The organism is Cobetia sp. MB87, assembly GCF_011319755.1.
Taxonomy (GTDB): domain Bacteria; phylum Pseudomonadota; class Gammaproteobacteria; order Pseudomonadales; family Halomonadaceae; genus Cobetia.
Window position 1 is genome coordinate 1 of the sequence record NZ_VFBC01000005.1, and the last position, 13,521, is coordinate 13,521.

Annotated in this window: 10 protein-coding genes and 1 pseudogene; 2 read left to right on the plus strand and 9 right to left on the minus strand. The window is 64.0% G+C overall.

The features are described 5' to 3' along the window. Nucleotides 1-391 precede the first annotated feature (391 nt). From moaA to CDPAHKCJ_RS03370, 9 genes and pseudogenes are all read right to left on the minus strand, one after another. Nucleotides 392-1,381, minus strand: coding sequence for a GTP 3',8-cyclase MoaA (gene moaA / locus CDPAHKCJ_RS03330; protein WP_166018567.1), 990 nt, complete (start codon nt 1,379-1,381; stop codon nt 392-394). Nucleotides 1,382-1,536: 155 nt separating this feature from the next. Further along, a pseudogene (locus tag CDPAHKCJ_RS03335) lies at nt 1,537-1,998 on the minus strand (molybdenum cofactor biosynthesis protein MoaE); the annotation flags it as partial. 1 nt (nt 1,999) lies between these two features. Continuing rightward, nucleotides 2,000-2,863, minus strand: a complete 864-nt coding sequence (gene moaC / locus CDPAHKCJ_RS03340) for a cyclic pyranopterin monophosphate synthase MoaC (RefSeq protein ID WP_166018569.1) — start codon at nt 2,861-2,863, stop codon at nt 2,000-2,002. Nucleotides 2,864-3,026: 163 nt separating this feature from the next. Beyond that, nucleotides 3,027-4,460 carry a gephyrin-like molybdotransferase Glp gene (glp, locus tag CDPAHKCJ_RS03345; protein ID WP_166018570.1) on the minus strand — a complete coding sequence of 478 codons (1,434 nt, stop codon included), beginning with the start codon at nt 4,458-4,460 and terminating at the stop codon, nt 3,027-3,029. Next, complete coding sequence (gene mobB, locus CDPAHKCJ_RS03350) at nt 4,457-5,056, minus strand: molybdopterin-guanine dinucleotide biosynthesis protein B (protein WP_166018571.1); 600 nt, start codon at nt 5,054-5,056, stop codon at nt 4,457-4,459. The genes glp and mobB overlap by 4 nt, the downstream gene beginning before the upstream one ends. Before the next feature lie 516 nt (nt 5,057-5,572). Next, nucleotides 5,573-6,289 (minus strand): molybdenum cofactor guanylyltransferase, encoded by a 717-nt coding sequence (mobA, locus tag CDPAHKCJ_RS03355; RefSeq protein ID WP_240916619.1) that lies wholly within the window; start codon nt 6,287-6,289, stop codon nt 5,573-5,575. Between the two features lie 152 nt (nt 6,290-6,441). Further along, the gene (locus CDPAHKCJ_RS03360; RefSeq protein WP_166018572.1) at nt 6,442-7,254 is read right to left on the minus strand and encodes an ATP-binding cassette domain-containing protein; all 813 of its coding nucleotides are present in this window, start codon (nt 7,252-7,254) and stop codon (nt 6,442-6,444) included. Nucleotides 7,255-7,374: 120 nt separating this feature from the next. Then, the gene (locus tag CDPAHKCJ_RS03365) at nt 7,375-8,049 is read right to left on the minus strand and encodes an ABC transporter permease (RefSeq protein WP_240916620.1); all 675 of its coding nucleotides are present in this window, start codon (nt 8,047-8,049) and stop codon (nt 7,375-7,377) included. Nucleotides 8,050-8,075: 26 nt separating this feature from the next. Further along, entirely contained in the window at nt 8,076-8,999 is a 924-nt protein-coding gene (locus CDPAHKCJ_RS03370) for a substrate-binding domain-containing protein (protein WP_166018574.1), read from the minus strand. Nucleotides 9,000-9,594: 595 nt separating this feature from the next. On the opposite strand from CDPAHKCJ_RS03370, the gene CDPAHKCJ_RS03375 reads away from it, so the two are divergent. Beyond that, the gene (locus CDPAHKCJ_RS03375) at nt 9,595-11,172 is read left to right on the plus strand and encodes a sigma-54 dependent transcriptional regulator (RefSeq protein ID WP_166018575.1); all 1,578 of its coding nucleotides are present in this window, start codon (nt 9,595-9,597) and stop codon (nt 11,170-11,172) included. Continuing rightward, nucleotides 11,169-13,445 (plus strand): cache domain-containing protein, encoded by a 2,277-nt coding sequence (locus CDPAHKCJ_RS03380; RefSeq protein ID WP_166018576.1) that lies wholly within the window; start codon nt 11,169-11,171, stop codon nt 13,443-13,445. The genes CDPAHKCJ_RS03375 and CDPAHKCJ_RS03380 overlap by 4 nt, the downstream gene beginning before the upstream one ends. The last annotated feature ends 76 nt before the right edge of the window (nt 13,446-13,521 follow it).

Consider the following 13,521-nt stretch of genomic DNA (forward strand, 5'->3'; position numbering starts at 1 on the left):
CGCGGCGCTGCTCATCTTCTTCGGCTTTCTGCTCGATCACCTCATTGATGACCTCGGAGAGCTTGTGCAGTTGTTCCATGGACAGCTGACGCGCTGCTGCACGAGCAACATTCTTGTTACGAGCGATCTTTTCGAGAGAATCGGCTGTCATTTCGCTACCTCCACCATATGCACTGAGCTGGAATCCCTGCGAGTCATCGCATTGGATGTGATAATGCAGCAAAGTATAAGCGCTAAATATGAACTAACAAGCCTTGTCAAAAGCAAGGCAGTGTTTCCATAGGATAGACCAACAAAAACCCCGCTTGATAGCGGGGTTCTTGTGAGCGCCTGTGAGTTATCCAGGATGGCTCGATCACCATGAGCGCCCTGACTGATGACGAAAAAGGACTCAGCCTCCCGTCATGTTCATGAAGCGAACGATCTGGACATCGCCATCCGTCGTGAAGTGATGACGTTCGGGCTTGAGGTGCATGGCATCGATGATCGCGGCCTTGAGTGGCTCGATGTCACCCGGGTGACGACGCATGATGTCACGCAGATCTAGCGAGTGCTCATTGCCAAGACACAGCAACAGCCGCCCTTCCACCGTGACGCGAACACGGTTGCAGGTCGAGCAGAAGTTATGACTGTGCGGTGAGATGAATCCCACCCGTGATTCGCTGTCCGCCATGCGGAAATAGCGCGCCGGCCCCAGGCTGTCTTCCAGCGTCGGAATCAGCGGATAACGCGTCTCGATGCGCGCCTGGACATCATCACTGGAGCAGAAGGTCTCCTCACGACCGTGATCCGAGACCTGACCCAGCGGCATCTCTTCGATGAAGCTGATGTCCAGCCCTTCCTCGCGCGCAAATTCGACCAGCGACACCACTTCGTGATCATTGCGCCCTTTCAGCACTACCGCATTGAGCTTGATGCGGAAACCTTCCTCGCGCGCAGCACGGATGCCGGCGATCACCTTGTCCAGGTCGCCGGTACGCGTCAGCGCCTTGAAGCGCTCCGGGTCCAGAGAATCAAGGCTGATATTCAGCCGTGACATGCCGGCGGCCTTCAGCTGCGCGGCGTGCTTGGCAAGCCCAGCGCCGTTGGTGGTCATCGAGAAGTCCTTGAGCCCCTCGAGCGCGCCGATTTCATCGACCAGCTTGCCGATATCACGCCGCACCAGCGGCTCCCCGCCGGTCAGGCGAATCTTCTCGACTCCCAATTCCACGAAGGCACGCGCCAGCAACGCGATCTCTTCGAGGCTCAAGACCTCGTCACGCGGCAGAAAGGTCATCTCTTCGCTCATGCAATAGACGCAGCGAAAGTCACAGCGGTCCGTCACTGACAGGCGAACATAGCGGATGCGACGACCGAAGTCATCGACCAGGGTTTCCATCATGACTCTCCCGAAAACTTGGGTGTTGCCAGCGCTGATTGTCGCTCTTCGCGGCTGGCCTCGGCCAATGAGTCATCAGCCTTCTGTTGCTCAGCAAAGGGGGTTACCGATCCACCCTCTGCCATCACCGCAGACTCTGGATGCCAGCGCTCGAGTGCCTCGCGATCGCTCGAGCGTTCCCGTACCCAATAATCTCCTGTGGCGGTGTGCTCCTTTTTCCAGAAAGGCGCCCGCGACTTGAGATGGTCCATCAGGAAGTCACAGCCGGCAAAGGCTGCCTGACGATGCGCACTGGCGACCAGTACCAGCACGATATTGTCGCCGGGCTCGAGCCGTCCGACACGGTGAATGATGCGCACCCCGGTGAGCGGGAAGCGCTCGCGCGCCTCTGTGATCAGACGTTCGAGGCTACGCTCCGTCATGCCGGGATAGTGTTCCAGCGTCAGCGCGACGACATCCGGTCGCTGGTTGAAATCACGCACCAGCCCCGTGAAGGACACCACGGCACCGATATCGCCGCGCCCACGCGTCAGGACGTCCTGCTCGACACGCAGATCAAAATCGCTGGCCTGAATGCTGACCGAAAAGGCCTGCGCGGCTTCGTTTGCGACCTGGGTCATGTCAGCCCCCCGTCACCGGTGGGAAGAAGGCGACTTCATCACCGGCATTCAGTGGGTGGTCATCGCGCACCATGTCCTGATTGACGGCGCAAAGCACGCGAGTGTCATTGAGCGCTTCAAGCTGCGGATCACGCAGCGCCAAGGTGCGCTTCAGGCCCCCGACCGTCGCTTGGGACAGCGTCGTCAGGTTCAGCGCCAGGCTATCGAGGTCCAGACGTTCCCGCAGTTCCGCCAGGAAGAGAACCCGCACGGTGGCATCGCCGCGTGCCGCCGGAGCGGCCTGTCCCGCTGTCGCTTCGATAGGCTCAGCTGTTGCAGCACGGCTTGGTTCGGCCCAGCTTGATTCAGTCCGGCTTGGCTCAACCGGCGTCTGCTCGACAGCGGCGGCCTCCTCCGGGCGCTGCCAGTCACCACTCTTGCCGCCGGTCTTGGTCTCGAGCTGGATATCGCCGATCACGATACCCTTGTCGACCGCCTTGCACATGTCATAGAGCGTCAAGGCCGCCACCGAGGCCGCCGTCAGCGCCTCCATCTCGACACCGGTACGCCCATTGAGGCGACACAGCACCTGAATTTCCACGCAGCTGTTGGCGCTGTCCAGCGTGAAGTCGACCGTCACCTTGGAGAGCATCAAGGCATGACAGAGCGGAATCAGCTCATGAGTGCGCTTGGCCGCCTGGATACCGGCAATACGCGCCGTCGCCAGCACATCCCCTTTGGGCAGGCCACCTTCGGCGAGCAGTGCGAGCGTGGCAGGCAGCATGCTGACGCGTGCGCTGGCTCGCGCCTCGCGGCGGGTTTCCTGCTTGTCCGCAACATCCACCATATGGGCTTCGCCGCGTGCGTTGAGATGAGTAAGGCTCATGAGCTGTCTCGTATCCGTATCGGGTGCGCCTGACTGGCGGCAATCTCAGAAATACCAAAGCCTGAAGAAACAGGCAGGCAAGCCCTGATGGACAGGACTGGCCAATAAATTAGCAGACTATCTTTTCATGAATCAGCTGGCGTGACCACTGTGCGGGCATCGCCTAGACGATGCCTCGACTGCCCAGCCACTGCACCATGACCGGCTCGCCGGCGTGAAGCGTAGCGCAGCCGGCGGGAATCTCGATCAGGCATTCGGCCAGCAACATCGAGGTCAGAATACCCGAGCCCTGCCGCCCCGTGGTCATCACCACCTGCCGCCCCTGATCATCCAGCACGATCTGCCCGCGATGATAATCGACACGCTCGGCACGTGAGCGCAGCGTCTCGCCGGCGATCAGCTGCAGGCGCGGGGCTTGCCACTGCGCCAGCGTCGTCGCGGAGGCGTTCGCCTCACCCTTCGCCAACCGCTGCTGGCCCGACAACAGGCGCAGCGCGGGCAGCACGAACTGCAGGAAGGTGACCATGGTCGCCACCGGATTGCCCGGCAAGCCGAAGAACGGCACCTGGCCAGATGACGACTCGGTGCCGGCGGGAGTGGCACGCAACATGCCGAACGCCAGCGGGCGCCCCGGACGCATGGCGATGCGCCACAGCGCGAGTTCACCACAGGCAGCGAGGGCACTGCGCACATGATCGGCCTCGCCCACCGACACGCCGCCGGAGGTGATGACCATGTCGGCACGCGTCGCGGCATCATGCAGGGCAGCACTCACGCTCGCCTCGTCATCGCTCAGGATGCCAAGATCCAGCACCTCGATGCCCTGATCGCGCAGCAGCGCCACGAGGCTGAAGCGATTGGCGTCATAGATGCCGCCAGCCGGCAGTGTCTCGCCGGGGGCAGTGACCTCGTCACCGGTGGAGAAGACCGCCACCGTCAGTGACCGATAGACGGCGACCTCGGCGAGTCCGAGCGACGCCAGCACACCCACGGCGGCAGGCGTCAGCCACTGGCCCAGCGCCATCACCTGGCTGCCGCGCGCGATATCCTCTCCGGCCTGACGCACATTCTGGCCACGGCGAATGCTGGTCACGCCCTCGATCACCACCCGCTCGCCTGCTTCGCTCTCAATCAAGCCCTCGCCCTGCCCTTCGTCCCTTCCCTCGCTCTGCGCGGAGTGATACTCGAGCTGCTCCTGCATGACGACGGTGTCGGCGCCTGTGGGCAGAGCCGCGCCAGTCGTGATGCGCATGGCCTCCCCCGCGGCAAGCGCTCGGCCCGCCCAGGGATGGCCCGCCAGCGAGCTGCCGATCACGCTCAATTCGCCACGATCGCTCAGAGGCTCGCCGCTCGCCGCATCTGGCAATGAAGCCCGCGCCAGCGCGATGCCGTCCATCGCCGCGTTGGTCTGTGCCGGGACATCCAGCGGCGAGATGACCGTCTCGGCGAGCACACGTCCGGGCGCCTGCGCCAGGGGGACACGTTCGCTGCGTGGCGTGCGCATCACGCCCGCCAGGCTCTCTCCCAGCACGCTCAAGGCTTCATCGACACTCAGCATGCGCTCGCCGAAACGTGGATCGAAACACGACAGGCTCATGCGCCCACCTCGCCACGCGGCTTGCCGCCTTCCAGACGCCAGTGCACCGGCCAGGCGGCGATCCAGGCGGCCAGCGCCTGAGGATCGTCAAGATCCAGCCGCTTGAGGTCCTGCGGCACATCCTCACGAGTCGGCAGCTGCGCCGCCGGTGTCGCCAGCGCATGAATCCAGGGGTCCTCCGGGGCTCTCAGCGGCTTGCCTACGGCCTCGCGGTACAGTTCAAGCTTGGGCAGCGGCCACTGCTTGAAGCCCTCGACCAGAATCAGGTCCACCTCCAGCCCCTCGAGCTGCGCCACCAGCTGTTCCAGATCGGCCTCCGCCTGGTCCGGCGTCTCCATCATCAGCGCAAAGCGCCTGGCGGACGCCACCAGCATCGGCACGGCACCCGCCGTTCGCAGGCGATGACTGTCCTTGCCCGGCGTATCGACATCGAAGGCATGATGCGCATGCTTGATCACGGCGACGCGGAGGCCGCGCGCGCTCAACTCGGGCAGCAGCTGTTCGAGCAGCGTGGTCTTGCCGGTGCCGCTCCAGGCTGCAATGCCCAGCAGCGGACACGCTGACGCCGCCAGACGTGCCTGCCAGGCGGGCGACATCCCGACCTCATGAGAAATATCACCACGCGACGTGGGAGCATCACTGCGGGGGGAGGAATGTTCAGCACTGACAGCGGTATCAGCACGCTGGTCAGTCGTGGAGGAAGACTCAGGCATGAAGGTTCTCTTGGTGATTCCGGCGTATGGCGGCCTGTCGACGGGTTCACCGCAGCGCTCCCGCGCCCGCAAGGGAAAAGATGACGATGACTGCTGCGGGCTGAGCGGATGCCATGAAGGTGAACACGCATGGCGCTCATTTCAATGGGGAACGGCTCGACATGAACAAGGGTTCAATGGGGGCAACGACGCTGAGTGGCAAGATACCCGCCAGAACCGCCAGACACGACACGTGAAAGGTGCAACCCCGAGGCCATCAAATCCTGACAGGCAAAGACAATAAGCCGCCAGACTCCTGAAGAGACGCTTCCGGCGATGACTACTTGCATCACAATGACACACCCTGGGCGTGCAAGCGGGAACGGATGACACGCTAGGAACGTCAGGAATGAAGCGCGCTCAGCGCAAGCCGGCTTCCATCTCACGGCATTCTTCAAGGGTATTGAGGTTGGCGAAGTCCTGCTCGCTGCCCGCCTGCACCTTGAGCCAGACATGCTGATCGAACCAGCGGTCGATCTTGCGCTCGCCAGCGGCCAGCGCCGCCTGCAGAGACGGCAGCAGGCCACGATGCATGAGACAGATCACCGGATGGTAACGAAACTCGTCTGCCGCCACGGCCAGCAGCGCGGGCCCGGCATCGACCGCGTGACCGCCCTCGACACTGAAGCCTTCCAGCTGATCGCCGTTGGCCTGGTCGATCAACGCCACGCTCAGCGTTTCGACCAGTTCATTGGGCAGATGCGGCACATCGCAGGCTACCATCATCACCCAGGGCGTCCGCGCTGCCGCCAGCGCACTGGCCATGCCCATCAGGGGACCGTGGTAGCCCTGCTCGCTGTCTTCGACCAGTGGATGCCCATAGGCGGCATACTCGGAGTGCGAGCGGTTGGCATTGATCAGCAGCTCGCCCACCTGAGGGGTCAGCCGCGCCAGTACATGCGCCACCAGCGGCACCTCATTGAGCGTGACCAGCCCCTTGTCGACGCCACCCATGCGCCGCGCCTGGCCGCCGGCCAGCACCACCCCGGTGATATTGGCAGGCGTGAGCGAGGCCTTGAGCTGCTCGGCATCGCTCGGCAGTGGCATGGCGTCAGAGGTGTGATTGGAGCTCGGCATGAAGGCGTATCCCGGTCGAGTGCGCAAAGGCGCAGGTAATATCATGCAGCAGGGCCGCTGGCAGGGCATCCAGTGCAAGCGGCTGATGAACAGGGCTTTCTCAGCTCTGAAGCTTGAGGCGCCTAGCCGAAGGCTCAGCTATTGAAGGCAACTCAGCCCGCTGAGGGCTCAGTGTGCAGGCTGGCAGCGCTCAGCGTCCAGCGCTCACTCGAGCCCTGACTCAAGGCATTGTCCTGATGTGAGGAGAGGATCACCGCACACCCCTGCTGGCACATCTGCTCCAGTCGCAGCGCCAACTGCTCGACAGCGGCCTGGTCCAGATTGGCGGCAGGCTCATCCAGCAACAGCACCGGCGGACGCGACAACCAGGCGCGCGCCAATGCCAGTCGCGCTCGCTCGCCACCCGACAGGGAGCGGGCCGGCTGACGGGCCTGATCGCTCAGCCCGCTCCAGCGCAGCATCTCCTCGACCTGATCACGCTGCTGCCCGGCAGAGCCGCTGTCGGGTTGCCAGCGAGCCGCCAGCACCAGATTGCCGGCCACACTGGTGTCGAACAGATACGGCTGCTGATGCAGGTAGCGCACCGGATGAGCGTCACGGGTCTGCCATTCAAGCTTGCCGCCGGTCGCTGACTGCATGCCTGCCAGCACGCGCAGCAGCGTGGTCTTGCCGCTACCGTTGTCACCCTTGAGGTGCACCCAGCCGGACGCTGGGGTCGGTGCCCAATCCAGCGCCGCCACATGCCATAACAGGCGCCCTTGCGCCTCGACGCCCTCGCCGGAGACTTGCGCCGCAGACGGCAAGCGATATTCGAGGCCACGCACGCGCAACAGGGGAGCAACGCTTGCGTCGGCAGCGAGTGCCCGGGCAACAGACGGCGAGGCTTGCGCGAAGCCAGTCCCCGTCACCGGGCTGGAGGGGTCGCCCGGGGGAACAGACGAGGACGAAGAACTAGGGGGGAACATCATGACTCCATACGACGATTCAGCCTGACGCGATCAGTGCTGGCGTGTGCTTGTCTCAACGGGTTGGCAGGCGGCTTTCAGACTGGGGGAGCAGAACGTGACTGGCGGCGGGGCATAGGGTCAGGCCTGCACCGCCAGCTGACCGCGACCGCGCAACACCCCCAGCATCAGATTGAGCGCCAGTGCCAGCACCAGCAATACCATGCCCAGGGCGACCCCCTGGGCGTACTCGCCCTTGAGGGTTTCCAGCGCGATGGCCGTGGTGATATTGCGCGTGAAACCGGCAATGTTACCACCCACCATCATGGCGCAACCCACTTCAGCGATGATTCTACCAAATGCGGCCACCAACGCCGCCATCACGCCGAAACGGGCCTCCATCACCAGCCGCCAGAGCGCCGCCCGGCGCGACGCCCCCAGCTGCAAGGCTGTCTCCCAGGCACGTTTGTCGACGCCCGCCAGCGCGGCATGCAGCATCACCACCAGAATCGGCAGGGCGAGCAGAATCTGCCCGATCACCATCGCCGGTTGGGTGAACAGCAGATGCCAATCACCCAGCGGTCCAGCGCGCGACAACAGGATGAACAGCAGCAGCCCCACCACCACGGTGGGGACGGCCATCAGGGTATTGATCAGCGAGATCAGCAGCCAGCGCCCCGGGAAGGCGCAGCGAACCAGCACGAAGGCGATCAACAGTGCCGGTGGCACCGCGATCAGCATCGCCGTCAGCGAGACACGAAACGACACGCCGATGATCTCCCACAGCGCGCCATCCATGCTCAGCAGGAGGCTCAAGGCCTCCTGCGTGGTTTGCCACAAGCTCACGAACGCGGCTCAGCCTGTACGTCCTGCGCCTTCACCGGCGTGCGCTCAGAGGCGCGGTCCGCTGTCTGGCGAGCATCGAAGCCGGTCTCGCCGTGGCTGGCATGGAACAGCGCCTTGCCCTTGAGACGGTAATCATCGATTGCCTGCTGCCCTTCGCTGGAGATCAGCCATTCGGCCAGCTCACGCGCACCACGGGTATTGAGTCCGTCATGATTGGCCGGATTGACCAGAATCACCTGATAGGGGTTGAAGAGGCGCGCATCGCCCTCGACCAGAATCTCAAGCTCGAGCTTGTCTTCCATCGCAAGCCAGGTGCCACGGTCACTCAAAGTGTAATCCTGCAGTTCACTGGCCATGCTCAGCACCTTGCCCATGCCCTGGCCGACGGCCTTGTAGCCGGAGAAGTCAGGGGTGACATCGGCACTCTGCCACAAGGCCAATTCCTTCTTGTGGGTGCCGGAATCATCGCCGCGCGAGATGAAGCCGGCATTGGCGCCGGCGATCTTGCCCAGTGCCGCGTCCACATCCTGCATGCCGTCAATGGCCGCCGGGTCCGACTCGGGGCCGAGCAGCACGAAGTCGTTGTACATCACGCCATGCGGCTCGATGCCGTAGCCGGCATCGACGAACTTGCGCTCGGCACCCGGGGCGTGGGTCATCACCAGATCCACATCGCCATCCTGCCCCATGCGCAACGCCTTGCCGGTACCGACCGCGATGACCTGAATGGTGACATCGTGGGCCTGTTCATACTCCGGCAGCAGGTGATCGAGCAGGCCTGAGTTGTAGGTGCTGGTCGTGGTGGCCAGACGAATGATGTCGTCGGCCGCCTGGGCCGGCAGAATGCTCAGCGCACCGAATGACAGGCCTGCGAGAGTGGCCAGCAGGCGACGAGAAGACAATGTATGGCGTTGCAGCATGGGGATGCTCCCTGAATATTTTTTATGGCGTGACGGTATTGATGACATCAACGTGAATGCTGACTGTGCAAACGACATGCCGAAAGCGCTCTCGTGACAAGACCTGCCATCCATCAGAGGCTTTCAGAGCTTTGGCATCGGGCTGATACATGGGCTGGCACGCAAGACAGCCGGCGATGATACCGGAAACATCTCCAGCAGGCTGGCTCCCTGTCACCCCTGTCGCCCTGCTGACGTCGCTATCCTTGTCGCTAACCCTGGCGGGGCGGATGGCGATGCTGGGATAGCACTGCCGGAAGGGCAGGAAAAATACTGACAATAACTCCAGTCACGACCACCGCTGACCCATGACGACCCGATTGACGCGTCATCGCCGAGCCTTGCGTAGCGCAACGGGACAGCCAGGCAATCCTGCCTGCCAGCGCCGCATGCTGACAAGGCTGCAAGGCTTCGCCTGTGGCAAGCGCAAGCAGAAAGAGGCAGCAATGTGCCATCCAGCGCTAGATTACCAGTGAGCAGCACGCCACAATGCCCGCATGATAGAGATGATCTCCCCTGCGACCATTATTACTGCCCTGTTGACCCGAGGAACGCCATGACTGCCCACGCCCCCTCCACACCCCGTGAGACCCGGCGTAGCGGCAGCGACCCCCTCCCCACCGCCTCGGTACTGATCGTCGATGACGAGCCAGGCATGCGCCGCTATCTGGAGAAGGCACTGTCCTCGCGCTTCGCGCTGATCGAATGCGCCGAGAGTGTCGAGCAGGCCGAAGCCCTGCGCTCGCGTCTGCACTTCGACCTCATCCTGCTCGACATTCGCCTGCCGGGGCGTGATGGCCTGGATTGGGATGAAGCCCTTGCGCCCTCATCGGTCAGCGATGTCATCTTCATGACGGCCTATGCCGATCTCGAGACCGCTGTGCGCGCACTGCGGGCCGGGGCCTGTGACTTCATCATCAAGCCGTTTCGTCTCGAACAGCTGCAGGCCGCGCTGGACCGCTGCCTCGAGCGCCGCCAGCTGACACGGGAAAACTTCCTGCTCCGTCGCGACAATGCCCGCCATCAGCAGGAAGAGGCCAGCCTCAAGGGCGAGAGCCCTGCCATGCAGGAGCTGGCGCATATCATCGCACGCGTTGCCCCTGCGCCCTCACCGGTGCTGATCCTGGGGGAATCCGGCACCGGCAAGGAGCTGGCGGCGCGTGATCTGCATCGCCTGTCCGGTCGGCGCGGTGCCTTCGTGCCGGTCAACTGCGGCGCCATCAGCCCGGAGCTGTTGGAGAGCGAACTGTTCGGCCACCTCAAGGGGGCCTTCACCGGCGCGCATCGAGGCCGAGATGGCCTGTTCAGCTTCGCCGATGGCGGCACGCTGTTCCTGGATGAAATCGGCGAGATGCCCCTGGCGATGCAGGCCAAGCTGCTGCGGGTGCTGGAAACGCGCCGCGTGCGCCCCGTCGGCGGCGAGCAGGAACAGGCAGTCGATGTGCGTATCGTGGCCGCCACCCACCGCACACTGGAAACGGAGGTGGCCGCGGGCCGCTTCCGCGAAGACCTCTACTATCGCCTCAACGTGTTGAGCCTGACGCTGCCGGCCCTGCGCGAGCGCCCGGAGGACATCCCCGCGCTGGCCCAGCATTTCTCGCGCCAGCTGTCGCGCGAACTCAATCTCCCCGCCGTGCCCTGGCAGCACTCTGATCTCACTCGCCTGTGCCACTATTCCTGGCCCGGCAATGTGCGGGAACTCAAGAACGTCATCGAGCGCGCCTTGCTGCTCGGCCGCCTGCCCGGCGATACCCTGCCGGCCGACGCGCAGGCCGAACCGGCATCAGGCCACCTGGCATGGGGCGACAGCGGAGACGCGTGCACCTCCGCCGAGGAAGAGGCCACCAGCAGCGGTTATCCGCTCGAGTGGTCATTGGATGCGGTGGAAAAGGCCCATCTGTGCGCAGTGCTGGAGCGACATGCCAACAACAAGTCAGCCGCCGCCCGCCAACTGGGCATCTCGCGCAAGACACTGGATCGCAAGCTGACCACCTGGCGCGCCGAGCAGCAAATCAGTGAGGACAGCGGCGCTGAGAATGGCACTGAGAGTGATGCTGGGAGCGGTACTGAGAGCGATCAACCCGCCACCTCCACTGCGTCTGCCACTCCCTACGGAGCCGACGGCAGCGCATGATCAAGCGCCTGCGCCATTACTTCGCCGGCTCGCTGCGGCGCAGGCTGCTGCTGCTGACACTGGCGCCGCTGCTGGCGCTGATGCTGGCGCTGGTCGGCCTGACCGCCTACTGGACCACAGCCTATACCGACCGCCAGCTGTACATGAACGTGCGCAGCGATCTCGATGTCGCCAGCCGCACGCTGCAGAGCCAGCATCAGCGTCTGCGTGATGGCCTGGAAGCGATGCGTCGCAACCTGCGCCAGCTGGTGGCACCCGATGAGCAGACCGCGCAGCTGTTGCCACGCCTGGTGCCGCGCCTGGTTACCATGCGGGACACCCTCAATGCCGACTGGCTGCGCTGGTTGCCCACCGAGCAGTTGCGCCAGACACCCGGCGTCGCCGCGCTGATTCCGCAACTGGCGCGCGGCGAAAGCCTGGATGGCCTCGACATGCTGTCCAGCGATTCACTGGCGACGCTGGATCCTGCGCTTGCCGAGCGCGCGCGCCTTGCGCTGCGCCAGACGCCCTACGCACAACCCAGTGCCCGTCGCGAGGAAAACCGCGGCATGCTGCTGCGGGCGCTGGTGCCCATCCTCGATGGCGAGGGCAAGCTGCTGGGCGCGCTGGATGCGGGCCGCCTGCTCAATCGCGACCCGCGTCTGGTCGATGAAATCCGCGATCTACTCTATGGCCCCGGCACCCTGCCGGAAGATGGCACCGGCACCATCACCCTGTTTCTCGATGATGTCCGTATCGCCACCAATGTCACCGATGCCAGCGGCGAGCGTGCACTGGGCACACGCGCATCGCTGGAGGTGAAGCGTCAGGTGATCGGCAATGGCGAGCGCTATATCAATCGTGCCTTCGTGGTTCGTGACTGGTTCGTGGCCGCCTATGCCCCGCTGGATTCTCTGGATGGTCAGCGGATCGGCATGATCTACGCAGGCTATCCGCAGGCGCCCTACGCGCGGCTCTATCGCGAGACGCTGACGCATATCAGCCTGGTGCTGATCGCGGTCAGTCTGTTGGGGGTACTGCTGGTATGGAGCAGCATCGAGCGCCTGATGCAGCCGATCCGACAGATTCGCCGTGTAGTGCATGCCGTGCGTGATACCCCCTCACAGGAAGGCTTGCGCATAGGCCCGCTGTCCTCGCTGGGGCCGGCGCAACGGCACGGTGATGAGCTGGATGAACTGGCCGAGGAATTCGACGCCATGCTGGCGCGACTGGAAGCGCACCGCCACGAGATACAGCTCGCGGCCCAGACGCTGGAAGCCCAGGTGGAGGATCGCACCCGCGATCTGAGCGCCCAGACCGCCACGCTGCGAGAACGCAGTCAGGCACTGGAGGAACACGTCCGCCTGCTGCGTGAAGCGCGTGCGCGCCTGCTGACCCGCGAGAAACTGGCAGCGCTGGGCGAACTGACGGCGGGTATCGGCCACGAGATCAACAACCCCGCTGCCGTGATTCTCGGTCATGTCGAGTTGATCGAGGTGATTCTCGGTGAACAGGCCGAGCCGGTGCGCGAGGAAATCGCCACCATCATCCATCAGGTCGAGCGCATTCGCGCGCTGGTCGACAACCTGCGTCAGTACGCGCGCGACCCGCTCGCCTCCAACGACATTGGCGACGGCAACTCATTGACGCCGTCACTCGGCGCGCCTCACCTCAGCCAGATTCATCCCGATGAGGCGATCCACAGTGTCGAGGTGCTGGTCAGGCACGCGCTGGATCATCATGGCCATCAATTGCAGCATGAGCTGGCGGCGACTCGCCTGATCGAGGCCGATCGCGCCCAACTGACCCAGGTGCTGGTCAACCTGCTGATCAACGCCATCGAGATGGCGCCTGCGCCGGATACGCTGTGCATCACCAGCCGTGATCGTGATGCGGCGCTGGCCGAAATGAACGGCGAGCCAGACAGCCGTCCGGATACGTCAGCCTCAGCGACAGTGTCAGCCTCAGTGCAAGCGTCAGGAGCAGAGCTCGCCCCCGTGGCGGGAGTCGAGATACGCGTCATCGACCACGGCGCAGGCGTGCCCGAGCATCTGAAGTCGCGCATCTTCACCCCCTTCTTCACCACGCGTGCCAATGGCTCGGGCATCGGGCTATCCGTCTCATCGGGCTTGATCACCCAGCTGGGGGGCAGGCTATGGCTGGAAGATACGCCCGGTGGCGGTGCCACCTTCTGCCTATGGCTGCCGTGCATCGCACGCCGGCATCATGAGGATGATCAAGGGCGCCATCTGCTCGAGACGCTCAGCGCCGGGGGCAGCAGTCGCTCGCCTTGAGCCACAAGCGGCAGATGAGCACACTTGGCCTTGGCGAGGGGCACTGCCACGGCTCCCGCCCGCGTGCTAGCCTGCG